14 protein-coding genes are annotated in these 17,647 nt (G+C 58.8%); 6 read left to right on the top strand and 8 right to left on the bottom strand.

What is annotated here, in order from left to right; all coding sequences use genetic code 11:
• Positions 1 to 65 precede the first annotated feature (65 nt).
• Together NH344_RS04655 and NH344_RS04650 are read left to right on the top strand one after the other, a co-directional pair.
• On the top strand, positions 66 to 959 hold the full coding sequence (locus tag NH344_RS04655; protein ID WP_058579859.1) for a sugar nucleotide-binding protein: 894 nt from the start codon (positions 66 to 68) through the stop codon (positions 957 to 959).
• Positions 956 to 1,690, top strand: a complete 735-nt coding sequence (locus NH344_RS04650) for a lysophospholipid acyltransferase family protein (protein ID WP_044630321.1) — start codon at positions 956 to 958, stop codon at positions 1,688 to 1,690. The genes NH344_RS04655 and NH344_RS04650 overlap by 4 nt, the downstream gene beginning before the upstream one ends.
• 61 nt (positions 1,691 to 1,751) lie before the next feature.
• Here NH344_RS04650 and fabB read toward each other — a convergent pair whose 3' ends face one another.
• Both fabB and fabA read right to left on the bottom strand, forming a co-directional pair.
• Positions 1,752 to 2,969, bottom strand: a complete 1,218-nt coding sequence (gene fabB, locus NH344_RS04645; protein WP_044630322.1) for a beta-ketoacyl-ACP synthase I — start codon at positions 2,967 to 2,969, stop codon at positions 1,752 to 1,754.
• A 12-nt stretch (positions 2,970 to 2,981) separates the two neighbouring features.
• Entirely contained in the window at positions 2,982 to 3,497 is a 516-nt protein-coding gene (gene fabA, locus NH344_RS04640) for a 3-hydroxyacyl-[acyl-carrier-protein] dehydratase FabA (RefSeq protein WP_044630323.1), read from the bottom strand.
• A gap of 270 nt (positions 3,498 to 3,767) precedes the next feature.
• On the opposite strand from fabA, the gene NH344_RS04635 reads away from it, so the two are divergent.
• A complete protein-coding gene (locus NH344_RS04635; protein ID WP_058579858.1) occupies positions 3,768 to 5,606 on the top strand; it encodes a GGDEF domain-containing phosphodiesterase in 1,839 nt (612 codons plus the stop codon).
• Between the two features lie 169 nt (positions 5,607 to 5,775).
• Here NH344_RS04635 and phrB read toward each other — a convergent pair whose 3' ends face one another.
• Together phrB and NH344_RS04625 are read right to left on the bottom strand one after the other, a co-directional pair.
• The gene (gene phrB / locus NH344_RS04630) at positions 5,776 to 7,188 is read right to left on the bottom strand and encodes a deoxyribodipyrimidine photo-lyase (RefSeq protein ID WP_253027588.1); all 1,413 of its coding nucleotides are present in this window, start codon (positions 7,186 to 7,188) and stop codon (positions 5,776 to 5,778) included.
• 33 nt (positions 7,189 to 7,221) lie between these two features.
• Positions 7,222 to 8,142: a MerR family transcriptional regulator gene (locus NH344_RS04625; RefSeq protein WP_253027587.1), complete on the bottom strand. Its 921-nt coding sequence runs from the start codon at positions 8,140 to 8,142 to the stop codon at positions 7,222 to 7,224.
• 690 nt (positions 8,143 to 8,832) lie between these two features.
• Here NH344_RS04625 and NH344_RS04620 point away from each other — a divergent pair.
• Positions 8,833 to 9,735 (top strand): TIGR01777 family oxidoreductase, encoded by a 903-nt coding sequence (locus tag NH344_RS04620; protein WP_062373737.1) that lies wholly within the window; start codon positions 8,833 to 8,835, stop codon positions 9,733 to 9,735.
• 25 nt (positions 9,736 to 9,760) lie between these two features.
• Here the strand turns inward: NH344_RS04620 and rapA are convergent, their stop codons facing one another.
• Complete coding sequence (rapA, locus tag NH344_RS04615) at positions 9,761 to 12,706, bottom strand: RNA polymerase-associated protein RapA (RefSeq protein WP_253027586.1); 2,946 nt, start codon at positions 12,704 to 12,706, stop codon at positions 9,761 to 9,763.
• Positions 12,707 to 12,819: 113 nt separating this feature from the next.
• A complete protein-coding gene (locus NH344_RS04610; RefSeq protein ID WP_062363398.1) occupies positions 12,820 to 13,623 on the bottom strand; it encodes a TlpA disulfide reductase family protein in 804 nt (267 codons plus the stop codon).
• Positions 13,624 to 13,689: 66 nt separating this feature from the next.
• Between NH344_RS04610 and NH344_RS04605 the strand changes: the two genes are divergently transcribed.
• Positions 13,690 to 13,938: a hypothetical protein gene (locus NH344_RS04605; protein WP_058579851.1), complete on the top strand. Its 249-nt coding sequence runs from the start codon at positions 13,690 to 13,692 to the stop codon at positions 13,936 to 13,938.
• Between the two features lie 97 nt (positions 13,939 to 14,035).
• On the top strand, positions 14,036 to 15,244 hold the full coding sequence (locus NH344_RS04600; RefSeq protein ID WP_253027585.1) for an ABC transporter substrate-binding protein: 1,209 nt from the start codon (positions 14,036 to 14,038) through the stop codon (positions 15,242 to 15,244).
• 71 nt (positions 15,245 to 15,315) lie between these two features.
• On the opposite strand, the gene NH344_RS04595 is transcribed toward NH344_RS04600, so the two are convergent.
• Together NH344_RS04595 and NH344_RS04590 are read right to left on the bottom strand one after the other, a co-directional pair.
• On the bottom strand, positions 15,316 to 16,641 hold the full coding sequence (locus NH344_RS04595; protein ID WP_058579849.1) for a branched-chain amino acid ABC transporter permease: 1,326 nt from the start codon (positions 16,639 to 16,641) through the stop codon (positions 15,316 to 15,318).
• A complete protein-coding gene (locus NH344_RS04590) occupies positions 16,641 to 17,645 on the bottom strand; it encodes a branched-chain amino acid ABC transporter permease (protein ID WP_058579848.1) in 1,005 nt (334 codons plus the stop codon). Before NH344_RS04590 ends, NH344_RS04595 begins: the two co-directional genes overlap by 1 nt.
• Between the last annotated feature and the right edge of the window lie 2 nt (positions 17,646 to 17,647).

The raw sequence follows: 17,647 nt of genomic DNA, 5'->3' as shown, positions 1-17,647 counted from the left end.
ACACACGTTCGTCGATGCGTGGCGCAGTTGCCGCCACGGTTTTGGGTTGAGGGGGAGAGGCTGTCTTGAAGCTGCTGATACTAGATGCCGGGCACTGCTTAAGTTTAGCGCTAGCCCGTGAAGCGAGCCGGCGCGCGGATACCGAGCTAGTCATTGAGCAAGGCCTTGCTGTTTCGCCGAGTCAGCTACAGGCGATAGCGCCCGATGCGGTGCTCATTCCCCCGCTGGCGCACCCGCTGAGCATGACGCTCGCCGAGGTGAAAGCCCATGCGGATGCCGTTGATCGCTGTGTGGATGCCTGCCAAGCCCAAGACGTGGCGCTGGTGTGGTGTGTCTCGGATCAGCTTTATGAAGAGGGATTTGATAGCCCGATTGATGAGCATGTCGTGCCTGCCCCACGTGATGAGTGTTTGCGTCGATTGGTGCAAACAGGCGATCGTATCCGTGCCGAATACCACCGCCATCTGATTGTGCGCTTAGGGCCGCTGTTTGCTTTGGAAGGTAGCCACGCCTGGCTGAGTGAAATTATCGACAGCTTTGTCACGGGGCAGACGGTGCGCGCAGCAGAGGACGTAGTGTTTTGCCCCACCTCTGCCGACGCGGTCGCCATGGCGTTGATTGGCATGCTACAGCAGCAGGCCTGCGGCGCTGACGCCTGGGGAGCCTATCACTTGGCGGGCACTGAGCCGGTCAGTGCGTTCACTTTTACATCAATGGTGCGTACTCAGCTGGCCACTCACCTAGAAGGGCGTGGCGAACATATTGATTTAGGGGAGATACAGGCCCTTAATCATCATCACGACGCCAAGCTGCGTCGGGTATTAAACTGCCGTCGAGTGTTGGATGTTTTTGGTGTGCATCAAAAACCTTGGCGGCTGGAAGTGGGACGCATGCTGGATGCGTGGTGTTTAACCCGTGACCAGCAGCGTGATGACGTTGGGACAGGAGAGTCAGTTTGATCAATGTGGGTCGCAGCCTGCTGTTTTATTTAGGTTATTTCACTGCCATGCTGCTCATTGGGGTGCTTTTTTTACCCATCGCACCGTTTCTGCCACTGGCGGCTCGCTATCGGCTATTGAATCTCTACAACTACTTCTTGATGGTGTGGTTCCGCATTGCCTGCGGTGTGCGCTATGAGATTCAGGGGCGGGAAAATATCCCGTCAGGGCCCTGCGTCATTCAAGCCAATCACCAGTGTGAGTGGGAGACGCTCTTTCTGCAGGTGATGAAGCCGCCGGTGTGCACCGTGCTCAAGCGCGAGCTGCTGCGCATTCCCGTTTTTGGGTGGGGGCTGCGCTTGCTACGCCCGATCAGTTTGGATCGCTCCAAGCCCGCGCGAGCCATGAAACAGGTGCTGACGCAGGGCGTCGAACGTCTGGGCACTGGCCTGTCTGTCCTGATTTTCCCAGAGGGCACGCGGGTAGATCCTGGCGTGCGCAAGCGCTATAACAAAAGCGGTAGCGTCGTTGCTTGCCGAGCCGGTGTGCCGGTGCTTCCCGTCGCTCACAATGCCGGTGAGCGCTGGCCTGGTCGTCACTGGGTCAAGCGCCCGGGTGTACTGCGGGTGCGCATTGGAGCGCCCATTGAGACCTCCGGGCGTACTCCCGATGAAGTCTTGGAAGATGTAGAGGCTTGGATAGAGGGTCAGCTACAGGAAATTTCAGAGGTGCCACGGCCAGCGTCTCGCTAATCGTTTTATAACGCAAAACGGCGCCTCGAAAGGCGCCGTTTTTATGCTGCTTAAGTGCTGATCAACCGTTATAGCGCTGGAAGACTAAGCAAGCGTTCGTACCGCCAAAGCCAAAGCTATTAGACAGCACGCGGTCGATGGTGACGTTATCGCGACGCTGGGTCACAATATCGAAGCCATCGGCCTGCTCATCCAGCTGATCAACGTTTGCCGAGGCAGCTACAAAATTGTGCTGCATCATCAACAGTGAGTAGATGGCTTCTTGTACGCCTGTTGCTCCCAGGGAGTGGCCCGTTAGCGATTTGGTCGAGCTCATAGCAGGCGTTGAGTTGCCAAACACATTGCGGATGGCCTTCAACTCAGCCATATCACCAACCGGCGTAGAGGTGCCGTGGGTATTGATATAGTCGATATCGCCCTGCACGGTCGCCATCGCTTGGTGCATACAGCGTGTAGCACCTTCGCCAGAGGGAGCCACCATGTCGTAGCCATCAGACGTTGCGCCATAGCCCACCAGCTCGCCGTAAATCTTCGCGCCACGAGCTTTGGCATGCTCCAGCTCTTCAAGCACCAGCATGCCGCCGCCGCCAGCGATCACAAAGCCGTCGCGCGCCTGGTCGTAGGGGCGAGAAGCCTTGTCAGGCGTGTCGTTATAGTGCGTAGAGAGAGCACCCATGGCGTCGAACAGACACGACAGCGTCCAGTGCTCCTCTTCGCCACCGCCAGCAAATACCACATCTTGCTTGCCTAGCTGGATCTGCTCCATGGCATTGCCGATACAGTGAGCTGAGGTTGCGCAGGCGGAAGAGATTGAGTAATTCACACCTTTGATTTTAAACGGCGTTGCCAAGCACGCAGACACTGTGCTGCCCATGGTGCGGGTAACACGGTAGGGGCCTACGCGGCGCAGGCCTTTCTCGCGCATGGCGTCGGCAGCTTCAACTTGGTTGGCGCTTGATGCACCCCCCGAGCCTGCAATCAGCCCCGTACGCACGTCAGAAACCTGGGCTTCAGTTAGCCCGGCGTCTTCGACTGCTTGAGCCATGGAGACATACGCATAGGCTGCTGCGTCGCCCATAAAGCGGCGCAGTTTGCGGTCGATTAACGCGTCCAAGTCGATATCAACGCTGCCTGCTACATGGCTACGGAAGCCACGCTCAGCGTACTCTTCCTTAAAACGAATACCGCTGCGCCCGTTTTTGAGCGCGTCTAGGACCTGTTGCTGGTCGTTGCCTAAGCACGACACGATGCCAAGGCCGGTGACTACCACTCGTCGCATGGGAGCCTCCTGTTAGAAATTCGCAGTGGAGGTGAATAGGCCAACGCGCAGGTCATTAGCCTGGTAGATGTCGCGTCCGTCAACGGACACGGTGCCGTCAGCAATGCCTAGGATAAGCCGACGAGTGATGACGCGCTTCATATTAATGCGATACGTCACTTTTTGTGCATCGGGCAAAATTTGGCCGCTGAACTTCACTTCGCCACAGCCTAGCGCACGGCCACGGCCAGGATGGCCAAGCCATCCCAGATAGAAGCCCACCAGCTGCCACATCGCATCAAGCCCTAAGCAGCCGGGCATCACTGGATCTCCTGGGAAGTGGCAATCAAAAAACCACAGATCAGGTGCGATATCCAGCTCGGCGATCAGTTCGCCCTTGCCATGCTCACCGCCCTCTTCGTGAATGTGCTTAATGCGATCAAGCATCAGCATGTTAGGAGCTGGCAACTGTGCATTGCCGGGGCCAAATAGTTCGCCGCGCGAGCAGGCCAGCAGTTCTTCGCGATCAAAGGAATGTTGCTTGGTCACTGAGTCGTTCCGAGTATGAAGATGATTGTTGCGCCTAGTCTACTTCCCGAAACCGCTGAATGCACGTCGCGAGCGGCTTATCGTAACGTTCTAACACTTTTTAATGGGTTGTCGATAATCCAGGTTGCCTTATTGTGTTGTTCGGATTAGTGAATTCGCCCAATAAACGGTGTATTGACGTAATATGCTCTATCCAAGATTTTAGTGAGACGGCATGATGTCGTCATCGTTTGTTTTTGTTAGTGACTGATCAGGACAACAAGAATCGCCATGTGGCTGCCTGTCTCTCTTAATCGCCCGTTGGTATGGGTGGCGCTGATGGCGCTACCTGCCTGCGTGTGGATCCCCGATGCGGCGCTGCGTATGGTCGCGGCTAGCTTCGTTACTTTAGGCTTGTGGGATGCTTGGAACCAAGTGCGTCTGCAGCGTCTGCGCCTGCGTCTTTCACAGGATGCGTTGGGGTTGTCTGGTGATGCGGTGGTCATTAGTGATGTCCAAAACCGTGTGCTAGCGGTGAATCCGGCGTTTACCGAAATTACCGGTTATGAAAGCCAAGAGATGATAGGCCGAAAACTAGACACCCTGGCGGCTCAGCGCCATGACAAAGCGTTTTATGAAAACTTTTGGAGCACCCTAAAAGCCACTGGGCGCTGGGAAGGCGAAATGTGGAACCGTCGCAAACATGGCGATGAGTACCCTGAATGGCTCAAAGTGCGTGCCGTCACCGACAAGCGAGGCAAAATCACCCACTTTATCAGCTGGTTCTCCGATATTTCGGCACAAAAAGCTCGTGAAAACGATTTAAGGCGTATCGGCTATGAAGATCCGCTAACAGGCCTACCTAACCGACGTCGCTTGCATGACTTAATGGCGTCCAGGCTGCGCCACCTGCGTGCAGGTGAAAGCTTGGATATGGCGCTGATTGATATTGACGGACTTAAGTCGGTTAACGATAGCTTAGGCGTTGAGCAGGGCGACCGGCTGCTGGCTCGATTTGCCCAGCGGCTCACCAGCTATATGGCGGGAAGCGTAGTGGGGCGGCTGGGTGGTGATGAGTTTATGGTGATTCGCACCACTACCTTTGATGACCACGACAAGTGGCTAGGGAATCTGCGCGACCATATGTGCCGCCCCTTCGAGATTAATGAACAGTCGCTGCGATTAGGCCTCACCATTGGTAGCTGCCGTGCGCCGGAAGATGGTCAAGATTCCAGCGTGCTGTTTCAGCGTTTAGAGTCAGCGCTTTACAGCGCCAAGCGGCTGGGTCGCAACCACAGCCTGCGGTTTTGCCCCGCGCTGGATAAACAGGATAATCCCCAATTAGCATTAGTCAGCGACCTGCGTGCCGCGCTGATCTCCGGTGACCAGTTAGAGCTTCACTACCAAACCCAACACCATCCCGGTAGCGGTGAGTTGGTAGGTATGGAAGCACTGCTGCGCTGGCGTCACCCCAAAGGTGGCATGATATCGCCGGGGGAGTTTATTCCCCTGGCCGAGCGTCACGGCTTGATGGCAGAGTTAGGCAGTTGGGTGATCGAAAAGGCCTGTGCTCAGCAAGCGCATTGGCAAAATAGCGGCATGCCGAAGACCATTGTTTGGGTCAATATCTCTGCCCTTCAGCTCTTTCAGGGCGATCTAGAAACCCAGCTTGCCACCTGTCTTGAGCGTTACCAGCTAGAGCCGTCACAACTTGGTTTGGAGCTGACCGAATCGGTGTTACTAGACGAACGAGCAGGGGACATGGGGCCGCGTCTGCAGGCACTAAGAGAGCTTGGCTACTCAATCGCTATTGACGACTTTGGCACCGGCTACTCGTCGCTGGGATATTTGAAGCGGCTACCAGTAGATAAAATTAAATTAGATCGCGCTTTTATTAGCGAGTTGCCCAACGACCAAGCAGATGCCGCGATTGTTACAGCGGTACTGGCCATGGCAAAAGGCATGGGGCTGGAAGTGATCGCCGAAGGAGTCGAAACCCAGGCCCAGTGTCAGTTCCTGGTAGAAGCAGGCTGCACCCTGGTACAAGGGTTTTACTTTGCTAAACCGATGCCCGCCGCCGAGCTTGAGCAGCGCTGGGCACCGCTACCGCAGGCAGAAGGCGCACATTAATTAATCGCTAGCGGCTAAACGCTGAATGTAACGGCTGATGCCCCAGCAGAGCGCTGCCCAGATGACGGCCTGTGCTGGAAGTAGCCACGGTGCCAAGCTAACGTTTGCCAGCGCTGCACCGCCTAAAATAGCAGCGGGACGCCGCTATGGAGAGGTGCTGAGGTTAACGTTATTTGGAGAGCACTTTGAAGGCATTCAGCGCCCGCTGGCGAGCCGCTTTGTGGTCAACGATGGGCGCTGGGTAGTCAATTGGGTTGAGCATATCCTGAGGCGGCGCATGGCGCGCTTTGGCAGGCAACGTCTTGAGCTCGGGTAGCCACTGAGCAATAAATTCGCCGCCTGGGTCGAAGCGCGTGGATTGGGTCGTGGGGTTGAAAATGCGGAAGTAAGGTGCCGCATCGGTACCCGTTGAGGCTGCCCACTGCCAGCCGCCGTTATTGGCGCAAAACTCGCCATCGACCAAGTGACGCATAAAAAAGGCTTCGCCCCGCCGCCAGTCAATCAGCAGATGCTTGCTGAGAAACATGGCCGTAATCATTCGCAGGCGATTGTGCATCCAGCCGGTCGTCACTAGCTGGCGCATGGCGGCATCCACAACCGGATAACCGGTGCGGCCTTCGCACCAGGCGGCAAACCCTTCGTTGTCATCCCGCCATTGCAACTGCTTGGTGTGCGCTTGAAACGGCTGGTAGCGGCATACCTGAGGAAAGCCGACCGCTACATGCTGATAAAACTCGCGCCAGATGAGTTCGTTTACCCAGGTGGTAAGGCCTGCATCGCCATCGGCAAGGTGCCCGCCATTTTCGCTCATGACCGCTTGCAGGCACTGGCGGTGGGAAATAACGCCCAGCGCTAAGTAGGGCGAAAGCTCGCTCGTGCCGCGCACCTTAGGAAAGTCACGCTGATCTTTATAGTGACGCCCCCGAAAGCGTAAAAAACGCTCAAGGTTATCGCTGGCAGCATTTTCACCCGCAGGCCAGAGACGCCCATCCAGCGGCTCATCATCTAGCGTTGGCAGTGCGGGTAATGGATCACTGTCAATGGCTAGCGGTGACTGCGCGCTGGGCGTGTCGCGCAGGGCTAACTGCTCGGCGGTAACATGCTTGTGCCACGCTTTTGAAAACGGGGTGAAGACGCCGTAGTAGTCGCCTTTGCCTGTCAGCAAGGTACCGGGGGCAAACGCCACCGCGTCGTGATGGCCTTGGGCGGTAATACCGGCCTGCTGAAAAGTCTCCAGTACCGACTGGTCGCGGCGCTGCTCGTTCAGCGGATACTCATAATTGAAGTGGAGCTGCTTGATGCCATGCTCGCGGGCAATCTCTAAAAGCGCCTTGGGGGCGTCGTCGAAACGCCCAATATCGCGATGCAACAGCGGAATATTCAAGCCATTGAGCGAGGCCTTAAGCGCGCTAACACCACGCGCCCAGAAATCGAGCTTATTTGCGCCGTGGCCGTGGTAACGCCACTGCTCAATGCTACGCAAAAAAACCGCCACTACCGGCCCTTTGGCGGCAGCGGCGGCGAGTGCGGAATTGTCATGAATACGTAGATCGCTGCGAAACCAAACAAGCTGCAGGTTCATGCAAAGCCCTTAGATTGGCGACTTTTCGTGCGCTTAAAGAATGCCTGATTCACGCAGCAGAGGGCGTAGCCGGGCGATCGCCTGGGGTAGGTCGTCGCCCAGCATATGAACAGGACCGTCGCGCAGATCGTTCTCACGCAGGCGCGCGACTTCACCGCATACGCCGATAGGCACGCCCAGCGCTTCAGCGGCTTTGGGTAGCGCTACGCGAATATAGTTGTCGCATTCCCGCTGGCCGCTAGAGAGCAGAACCATTGAGGAGTGCAGGCGAGACACCGCTTGTGCAAGGTCTTCGAGTGCCAGCGAATGATCAAACAGCTGGACTCGGTAGCCCTGCTCGCTGGCCATCAGTGCACACATCAGTACCCACAGCGGGCCAGGATCGTCGGGCATGGCGCTGAGCAGAATCAGCGGGCCGCGGGTTGCCTGGTTGGCGTAGTGCAGGCGAATACCCACCTGACTACGCAAAAAGGCCTCAAAGGTGCGGCGCACCAAGTCATCTGGCTGCGCCGCCCATTTAGCTTCTAGGGTTAGAATGACGGGCTGCCACAGCTCGTTAATCGCCACGCTTAGCGGATAGAGCGCTAGGCTTTGATTGTAGAGTGCTTCCAGCTTGGGAAGGTCGACGGCTTCAATGACCGCCAGAAGCTGCTGGCGCTGGCTAGACCAGTCCCCAGCATCTGGGGCGGGGGCCTCTACCGTTTCGGGCTGGTCAAGCAGGTCGGCGACCTGGCTGACCGGCACGCCTCGGTTGAGCCACTGGAGAATGCGTTCAATACGGCTGATATCGTCCTGGGCATAGAGCCGGTGACCCTTAGGGGTCCGCTGTGGGCGAATTAATCCGTAGCGTCGCTCCCAGGCGCGCAGGGTGACCGAGTTCACACCCGTTAAGCGGGAAACTTCCCGAATCGGATAGAGCGGGGTATCGGGTGGGTGGGTCGCCTTGTTGCTCATGGGCGCCATTGCCTCTTGGTTGCCTGCAACAAGCGCTGCAGGGGTCTGTCAATAATTGCGGTGGCCGTGTTGTCGCGCCAGTTCGGCGCTAGGCCACTTAGTCGTGTAGCGGTTTGCTGAATAGCACCTAATCGGTTAGATAGGGTCACGCTATTATAGGCACCTTTGTACAACTTGTGGCTACTAGGTACAACCTTTGCTGTGTCCCTTTGGGTGTAGCCTCGCGTTAGCTTCCATTAGACCGACCGGCCTAATAATGCCTCTCCCAACTCGTCATCGGAGAGCCATGCATCCTCCACGCGGCTGCCACGAAAGCTGCCGCCGTATAGCCATAAACCGCGCTCGCTGTATAAGAATGACTGACTGCCCGCAGCGCTTTTGCCTGGGGAGGCGGCGCGCTGATCACCACATGATCGAAGTGGCCATACTGTTCAGTCGGCAACTTTGCTCGCAAAGGTGGGCGCGGTGGAGGGAGTGAAGGTTACACTTGCCGGTTCAGCCATAAATCCTCGCGAGTAAGGTAGTGCTCAACTAAATTTATTGTAGCAGTTATGTATAAATATTGTACAATTAAGCGCTATGCAACGTGCGCGACGGTGCGGTGACCACTTTTTGATATCAACCATCTGATGGATCAGTAGTGGCGACTACGCTGGCGCAAGTGACGTCCAACGCCAAAGGAGTGACACCATGCGGGTATTAATTACCGGGGGAAGCGGCTTTGTAGGCCAACGGCTCTGCCAACAGCTCATTGCCCAGGGGCACGATGTACAGGTGGTATCTCGCACGCCCCACGACGTGCGGGGAAAACTACCCAAGGCATGCGATATCCGTGATAGTGCCCAAGCCTTTGTGGATACACCGCCGGATGCGTTGGTAAACCTAGCGGGGGAGTCCATCGCGGCAAAGCGCTGGAGCGCCGAGCAGAAAGAGCGGCTGATTCGTTCACGGGTGGAAAGTACTCAGCAGCTGATTGCGCTCTGTGAGCAGCTGGCGGCCAATGGTCAGCCCTTACCGAAAGTGATGGTGAGCGGTTCGGCCATGGGCTATTACGGTGATCAGGGCAGCAAAGTGGTGGATGAATCCACGTCCCCTCATGATGAGTTCGCCCATCGGCTCTGCGCCCAATGGGAAGCCGCGGCAAAACCGATTGAAGCCATGGGGGTTAGGCTAGCAGTTTTACGGATTGGCTTAGTGCTAGAGGCGGGAGGCGGTACGCTGCAGAAAATGCTGCCACCGTTCAAGCTGGGATTAGGCGGGCGATTTGGCGATGGCACACAGTTCATGCCCTGGATTCACCGGGATGACTTGGTAGCGGCGATTATGTTTCTGATCAACGAGCCGACCTTGTCAGGTGCCTTTAACGGCAGCGCACCGCATCCGGTGACCAACGCCGAATTCACCCAAGCGCTGGCCAAGCAGCTGCATCGTCCGGCCATGTTTCCGGTGCCCGCTTTTGTGCTGAAAGCGGGCTTTGGGGAGATGTCACAACTGCTGCTTACCGGTGCGGATATGCGCCCGGCGCGCTTGAGCGAGGCAGGCTTTCATTTCCAATACCCGACGCTGAAGCAAGCGCTGGCGGCAATTTTATAGCGCCACCAGCGGGTACTTGCCTGGTTTAAGCGTTCGGGTCGACGGTGATAATGACCCGTACGGAGTCAAGCCGCAGGCGGGTATTCTCAATCGCGTTGCTCAGTGCTTGGCGCTCCTGTTTCAGCGCTTCCAGCTCTTCGCTGCGTACTGCCGGATTGTGCTCTGCCAGCGCCGTCAGGCGGGCCAGTTCGGCATCCAGTTGGGCACGCATACGGGTTTCAGCGGCCTCAACAATGCTCGGCAGCTCCCGTTCGGCTTCGCCTTCCCCTTGGGTGAGGAGTTCGCGTAACTGGTCATGGCGGCTTTTGATCAAGTCCCGCGCCAGCGACTTGTTCACCTTCTGCAGATTTTTGCCCAGCCCGGTGAAGGAGATCTTGCTGGTCAGGTTAGCCCCTGATTCATCCAACAGTACCCGCACGGCGGTGGGTGGCAAAAAGCGGTTCAGGTGCAGCGATTTGGGTGCCGGGCAGTGGGTGCGGAACACCAGTTCCGCCATTAAGCGCCCGCTGGGGATCGCTGGGTGGCGCAGCAGCGCCAGCGCCGTGTTGCCCATGGTGCCGTCGAGAATGCGGCCCATCATTTCGCGCAGCAGCGGGTGCTCCCAGGAGAGCCGCTGAACATCATCCCGTGCCAGCGCCTGAGCGCGGCTATAGGTGGCGGAAAAGCCCTCTTCGCCTTTGACCAGCCCCGGCAGGCCATCCAGCATGTGCTGGCTGGGCTGAAGGTAGAGCAGGCCATTGCCGATCTCCTGGCTATCGACGCCGAAGATATCCAGCGCGCGCTCCACGTAGCGGGGCAGTGCCGGGTCCTCGTCCAGCTCGCGTACCGCCTCAATCACCTGCTGTGCTCGTGCTGGGCGGCAAGCATTAAGCTCCAGCAGGCGGTTGCGACCCGCATCCCGCTCGGCGAGCTTGGCAGTGAACATCTCGCGCGTCTCTTCGATAATCTCGTCGAGCGCTTCATCGTCGAGCAGCGCATCGGCCAGGGCATCGCCAAAGGCATCGAACAGGTCGCTGCCCACCCCATGGGGCGCGCTGAACGCGTCCATGCCTTCGTGGTACCAGCGCAGCAAGCGCTCGCCGGGGCTGCCGGTGAAGTTGGGCACGTGCAGCTCGATGGCATGGCGCTGGCCGATCCGATCCAGACGGCCAATGCGCTGCTCTAGCTGGTCGGGATGCTGCGGCATGTCAAACATCACCAGGTGGCGGCAGAATTGGAAGTTACGCCCTTCGGAGCCAATCTCAGAACACACCAACACCTGGCAGCCATCCTCTTCATCGGCAAACGCGGCGGCGGCCCGGTCGCGCTCTATCAGTGACAGGCCTTCGTGGAAGACCGGCGCATGGTAGCCGCCCAAGACCCGCAGGCCCTCCGCGAGCCCTTCGGCGGTTTCGCGATGGTGGGCAATCACCAGCACTTTGTCGTTGGCAAAGCCGGATTCACTGTCGTCGCTGAGTTTTTCCAGCAGCCAGTTGACGCGTGGGTCGATATGCCACCAGGACTCGGTGTTCAGCGGATCGTTGCTTAACTCGCGGTACATGGCGTCCGGGTAGATCAGTACATCCGGGTGGTCCATGCCGGTTTCGATCAGCAGCTCGTCCAGGTAGTCGTCGTCGCGCTCCAGGCGGCGCAGCACGCGGCGGTAAGCCGACGGCAGTTCCAGTGATGCCTGATGCAGGCGTCGCTCGGGGAAGCCGCCTACGTGACGGCGGCTGTTGCGGAACATCACGCGGCCGGTGCCATGGCGGTCTAACAGCGCATCGCGCAGCTGGGCGCGGGCGGCGTCCTGCTGCTCAGGGCTTGCCTCTGGGTGGCACAGCGTGGCGAGCAGCGCTTGGCTATCTCGGTCGTCGGCTACGGCGGCGACGCGTTCACGGGCGCTCGCGGTCTGGGGCAGTTCCTCGAGAGCATCGATGGCCTCGGCCACCGCCACGTAGTGCTGCTCCTCCTCTTTGAAGCGCTCGATATCGTGGTAGCGCTCGGCATCCAGCAGGCGCAGGCGCGCGAAGTGGCTCTCCAGCCCCATCTGTTCTGGCGTGGCGGTGAGCAGCAGCAAGCCCGGGATCTCAGAGGCGAGCTGTTCCACGCACTGGTAGCCGGGGCCGCTGCTTTCTGGGCTCCAGTCCAGGTGATGCGCTTCATCGACAATCAGCAGGTCGAAGCGGCTGGCCAGGGCTTGGTCCTGGCGATGAATGTTGGCGAACAGCCAGCCTTGGCTGGCCAGCACGAGCTGGGCGCTCTCGAACGGGTTGGTGCTGCCGTGGGCTTGGCTCTGGTGCTCGTCCAGCAGTGTCACGTTTAGTGAGAAACGGCGCAGCAGCTCTACCAGCCACTGGTGGGTCAGGCTGTCGGGCACCAGAATCAGCGCGCGCTCTACCCGGCCTGCCAGCAGCAGGCGGTGGAGAATCAAGCCCGCCTCAATGGTTTTGCCCAGGCCTACCTCGTCGGCCAGCAGTACCCGCGGCGCATGGCGTCCGGCCACTTCGTCGGCGATATAGAGCTGGTGGGGAATGAGATCAATACGCGGCCCAGCAAAGCCCAGCGCGCTGTGCTGCTCAATGCGCTGATAGTGGTGCAACGTACGAAAGCGCAGATCAAACCAGTCGTTACGGTCTACCTGACCGGTCAGCAGGCGGTCACGGGCTTGGTCAAACTGCATGGTGTCGGCCAGCTTCGCCTCAGGCAGTTCGCGCAGGTTGCCTTCGCTATCTTCACCAATGTAGGTGATCAGGCCGCGGGTCTCTTTGCTGTCATCAACGATCATCTGCCAGCCGTCGGCAGAGAGCACGCGGTCGCCGCTGCCGAACATGACGCGGGTGAGCGGTGCTTGACGGGTGTTGTAGGTGCGGGTTTCCTGGCTGGCACTGAACAAGATGGTAACGCTACGGGCGTCGCAGTTAAGCACGGTGCCGAGTCCAAGCTCAGCCTCGCCGTCGCTAATCCAGCGCTGGCCGGGAGAAAAATCGCTCATGATGCCTCGAGGAAGTCGTCAAAATCGGTCGTGCGCCGCTGGGCAGGTCACCAGTGGCAAACAGGGCGGGGGATTCTAACGCAAAGCAGCGGGGGTATTAAGGTCTATCGTGGTCAATCGCTTAACCAGCGCTCTAACTGCGCTCGAGTGAGCTCTCCCACATGAACGTCCAGCGTCTTGCCTGTCTGGTCAAATAGCACAGTAGTGGGGAGGCCTGGGGCTTGAAACTGGGCCATTAGGGTTTGCTGTGGGTCGCGCAACGGGTAGCGAAAGCTCAGCGACTGCTCGTCTAGGTAGCGTGCGATAGGTAGTAAGTCCTCGCCCTGATTGGCCACCACGACAGTAACGCCCTCGCGCTGGTCGGCCTCTTCCAGCAGCGGCATTTCACGCAGGCAGGGGGGACACCAGGTGGCCCATAAATTCACGATAATGAGCTCATCTTGATTCGTCAGCGAGGAGAGACTAACCGCGTTTCCATCGAGATCTTCCAGGGTGACGTCGGGCAGCGATGCCACGGCAAATTGCTGGCCTAGCGGGGCCAGCGTGACCAGCACCAACCAGAGGCTAACGGCCCCCACCGTCATGGCGAGTCCGCCGATCATCGCCAGCAGACGTGCACGCAGCGTCCAGGCGGTCCACAGTAAACCGGCAAGTAGCCCACCAAGCGCGTGATAGCCCGGTTGCCATACCTTCAGGGCGTCGAGTGGGGTGGCGCTGTAGCTCTCCCAGTTGAAGGCCACAAACGTGACGCGCGCTGCTAATAGCCACACCACCAGCAAGCCATTAAACCAGCGGCCATGCTGCTTGGTAGACAGCCCCAGCAGGAAGCGGCTGCTTAATAAAAGCAGCAGTGCACAGCCAAACGCATAGAGGCGGGGAGTGGAAATCAGCAGTGGACCGAGAGCAATGGCATTCATAGTCGTTCCGATAAGCAGGTACACTGGGCAACCATACCATGCACGCTTCACATGACGGAGATGTCGATGCCGCAATCCTCTTTTGACACCCTGCGCGCCCTGGCCATAGGTACCCAGGCACTTGGCCTGGCGCTCATCATTACCCTCGAAACCGTCCTCGGCGACGCCGCACGCCCCTGGCAGGGCGGCGTGCTGGCCGCCATGGTGGCGTGTGCACTGGTCATTGCGCTGGTGCGTATGTACCGCAACAAGCGCCGCCAGAAGCGCTTGGCAGAGCGACTAGACGCGTCGGCGTCAGAAAACCACGAGCGTTAGAAACCGTTGCTTGTGTTTTTGGCGCGATGGTTCCAGATTAAGGGAAGCCCTGCGCTGGACAGTCGGGGCACTTAACACACTGGGAGCGACAAACAATATGATTAATAAGCGCGCATTAGCCATTGCCGTAGCGGCTTCATCACTTGCCTTAACCGGGATGGCCCAGGCGGAGGTCAAAGTTGGCTTCTTGGGCGGCTTTACCGGGGGAATTGAGAGTCTGACGCCGCCGATCTTTGCAGGTGCTCAGCTGGCGGTTAAGCAAGTCAACGAACAGGGCGGTATTTTAGGTGGGCAAACCCTCGAAATGCCCTCGGGTGATACCACCTGTTCCGACGCATCGGCCGCTTCTAACGCCGCCGACCGCATGGTGAACTCTGAAAACGTGACCGCTATTGTCGGCGCGCTGTGTACCGGTGCCACGATTGCCGCTGCTAACAATGCCGCGATTCCCGGCGGTGTGCTGATGGTGTCTCCGGCATCGACCGCGCCTGCGGTATCCGAGTTGGACGACAATGATCTGGTGTTCCGCACCGTGCCTTCCGATGCTTTCCAGGGTGAAATTCTGGCTAAGCTGCTGCTGGATAAAGGCATCGACTATGTCGCGGTCACCTTTGTGAACAACGACTATGGCCGTGGTCTGTCGGACGCCTTTAGCGCCGCGTTTACCGCCGGTGGCGGCGAAGTCGCCGAGAACCTCGCCCACGAAGATAATCGTGCCGACTACCGTTCGGAGCTGGGCTCACTCTCCGCCAGCGGCGCCGATACCCTCGTCGTGCTGGCGTATGCCGATACCTCCGGCCAAACGGTGCTACGCCAGGCCTACGAGAGCGGCATGTTCACCCAGTACGTGGGGGCCGACGGCATGGTAGGTGACAGCTTAGTCGAGGCGATTGGTGCCGACGTGCTGGATGGCATGATTGCCACCCGCCCCGGCAGCCCAGAGTTACCCGGCACCGAAATTTTTAACAATGCAGCGACTGAGGCGGATATCGATCCCAGCGCCGTGTTTGCAGCCCAGGCGTACGATGCCGCCTTCCTGATTGCGCTAGCCATCGAGCAGAACGGCAGCGCCGACCGTGAAGGGCTTTCCGAAGCACTGCGTAACGTTTCCAGCGCGCCGGGTGAAGTGATTCTGCCGGGCGAGTGGGAAAAAGCGGTCGAGCTGATCGCTGCCGGTACCGACATTAACTACGAGGGTGCCTCTGGCTCCCACGAGTTCGATGACAACGGCGACGTACCGGGGGTAGTGCTCGAGATGGCCGTAGAGAACGGCACCTTTACCAGCAAAGGGCAGGTGGATCTGTAATTACTTACCATCTGCCGATAGCAAAAACGCCCCGCTCAATGAGCGGGGCGTTCTTTATGGGGCTAGAGGCTTTAGCCGTGGCTTTTGATCTTTTCAGGCAGCAGCCCTTTGGGCGCAAAGCGCAGTACCAGGGTAATCAGCATGCCGATCACTAAGACCCTCGCCTGTAGCGCTCGGCTGTCCATATTGCTGGGTGCCTCCCAGCCAAAGGCGTTCTCTCCGAGCGCGACGAACAGCTCCATCAAAAACAGCGCCAGCGGCTCGGACATGATCCAGATGATGTAGACGGCCACCGCCCCAAAAATGGTGCCCAGGTTATTGCCGGGGCCGCCCAGGATGACCATCACCAGCACCAGAAAGGTGTGGTTCAGCGGTAGGTAGCCCTGCGGGTCGAACAGGCTGTTGAACGTGCCCAACATGCCGCCCCCTAGGCCCATCAAAATGCAGCCCAGCACGAAAATCTCCAGGCGACGCTTGTTGATGTCCTTCCCCATGGCCGCCGATGAAATTTCGTTATCGCGAATCGCGCGAATCATTCGCCCCCAAGGGGCGTGATAAGCACGGTGCAGCAGGAAGAAGATCACCGCAATGACCACCGCCGTCACCGACAGGTAAATCGCTCGGGAAAGGGTAAAGCCGAGTTCGGCAGGGCCAGGCGTGGGCCAAGGCAGCGGCGAGACCGTGGCCGTGCCGCGGGTGAGCCAGTCGGAGTTTTTCAAAAACGCCTTGATGATCTCGGCAATGCCCAGGGTGGCAATCGCCAAGTAGTCGCTGCGCAGCCCAAGACACACATGGCCGATGAAGTAGCCCACGCCACCAGCCAGCGCGCCGCCGACGATCCAGCCCACCCAAGGCGGCAGTCCAAACCCACCCACAAAGCCCGCCTGGGACTGAATTTGGCTGGTCACATCGCGTAGCAGACTGATCACGACGAGGTAAAGTACCACCGCCAGCACTACGGCGATCACGGTGCGCAGCGTTTTGGGCACACCCAAGCGGTCGAGTTTGGTGGCACCGATGACCACGACCGTGGCCGCAAGGCCATAGAGCAGCACTTGGCCGAGCTCACCCGGCAGCTCGGTACCCCAAAAGGCGTCGTTGACCGGTACGCTAAACAGCATGGCGCAGAAGCCGCCGAGGGCGACGAAACCCATCACCCCGGCATTGAACTGTCCGGCGTAGCCCCACTGAATCGTCAGGCCTAAAGCGAGAATGGCGTAACAGGCGGCTTCGACCAGCATGCGCGTGCTGTAGGCCGCACCCATCAGGGCATACACCGCCAAAACAGCGAGGAGCAGCGCACCAAACAGCACCAGTTCGCGCAGCGGGAAGCGGCGCTGCGGGGTGGCGTCTTTCGGCGTGTAGGCCGGGTTGCGAGTATTGGTTGGATGGCTCATTAGATCACCTTGCCTTTGAACAGGCCGGTCGGGCGCCACACCAGGATGGCCACCAGAATGAAGAACGGCACCACGATTTTGTATTCAGTGCCCACGAAGGCAAGATTCGACGGCAGCGCCAGCCACTCGGGAAAACTGTCTTGGAAGGGGCGTAGCAACACGTTCCAGTTGAAGACGGCCAAGGTTTCGGCAAAGCCCACCACGAACCCACCGGCAATCGCGCCATACGGGTGGCCCACCCCGCCGACGATGGCCGCCGCGAAAATCGGTAGCAGCAGGAAGAAGCTGAGATCGGGCTTGAAGGTCACGTCCAACGAGAGCAGCGTGCCCGCAATTGCTGCGAGGCCGCCCGCAATCACCCAGGTGACCGCCACGATGGTATTGGTATTAATGCCCGATGCCTGAGCCAGCTCCGGATTATCCGACATGGCGCGCATGGCTTTGCCTAACCGTGAACGGTTGAGGAACAGGTGGAGCGCCATCACCGCAACGATGGTGATCACGAACAGATAGATCTGCGGTTCGGTGATCACGATCGGTGCCCGCGCGCCTTCGAACGGTAGCGCTAGACGAAAGATCTCTTTGCGGTCATCGACATACAGACTTTGCCCGCCGGTACCCGAGAACAAGCGAATCAAGCCCTGTAGCATCAGTGTGACCCCCAGCGAGCCAATCACCATGACGATGGGCTTGACGCCATGGGCGCGTAGCGGCTTATAGAAGGCCTTATCGATGCCGACGGCGAGTAGGGCAGTGAGTAGCATCGCCAGGGGCAGCATGATCAGCGCCGTGGGGACGCCAATGCTGGCGCCGACGGCAGGGAAAGCGGTGGTGAGCAGCAGCACCATGAAAGCACCGAAGGTCATCATGTCGGCATGGGCAAAGTGGGCAAAACGCATGATGCTGAAAATCAGCGTCACGCCAATCGCGCCAATGGCATAAATCGAGCCGGTGACGCTGCCCGCAATCACCACGTTATTAATGAAAAAAGCCAGTTCGTTCACGC

This window comes from Halomonas sp. Ps84H-12 (genome assembly GCF_024124725.1).
In the GTDB taxonomy this organism is placed as follows: Bacteria; Pseudomonadota; Gammaproteobacteria; order Pseudomonadales; family Halomonadaceae; genus Vreelandella; species Vreelandella aquamarina.
This window is presented reverse-complemented; position numbering and strand designations above follow the sequence as displayed.

Coding starts and splice junctions, on each gene's coding strand:
- fabB (WP_044630322.1), bottom strand. CDS start 2,969: ATGCGACGAGTGGTAGTCACCGGCCTTGGCATCGTGTCGTGCTTAGGC.
- NH344_RS04600 (WP_253027585.1), top strand. CDS start 14,036: ATGATTAATAAGCGCGCATTAGCCATTGCCGTAGCGGCTTCATCACTT.
- rapA (WP_253027586.1), bottom strand. CDS start 12,706: ATGAGCGATTTTTCTCCCGGCCAGCGCTGGATTAGCGACGGCGAGGCT.
- NH344_RS04635 (WP_058579858.1), top strand. CDS start 3,768: ATGTGGCTGCCTGTCTCTCTTAATCGCCCGTTGGTATGGGTGGCGCTG.
- NH344_RS04605 (WP_058579851.1), top strand. CDS start 13,690: ATGCCGCAATCCTCTTTTGACACCCTGCGCGCCCTGGCCATAGGTACC.
- NH344_RS04595 (WP_058579849.1), bottom strand. CDS start 16,641: ATGAGCCATCCAACCAATACTCGCAACCCGGCCTACACGCCGAAAGAC.
- NH344_RS04610 (WP_062363398.1), bottom strand. CDS start 13,623: ATGAATGCCATTGCTCTCGGTCCACTGCTGATTTCCACTCCCCGCCTC.
- phrB (WP_253027588.1), bottom strand. CDS start 7,188: ATGAACCTGCAGCTTGTTTGGTTTCGCAGCGATCTACGTATTCATGAC.
- NH344_RS04620 (WP_062373737.1), top strand. CDS start 8,833: ATGCGGGTATTAATTACCGGGGGAAGCGGCTTTGTAGGCCAACGGCTC.
- NH344_RS04625 (WP_253027587.1), bottom strand. CDS start 8,142: ATGAGCAACAAGGCGACCCACCCACCCGATACCCCGCTCTATCCGATT.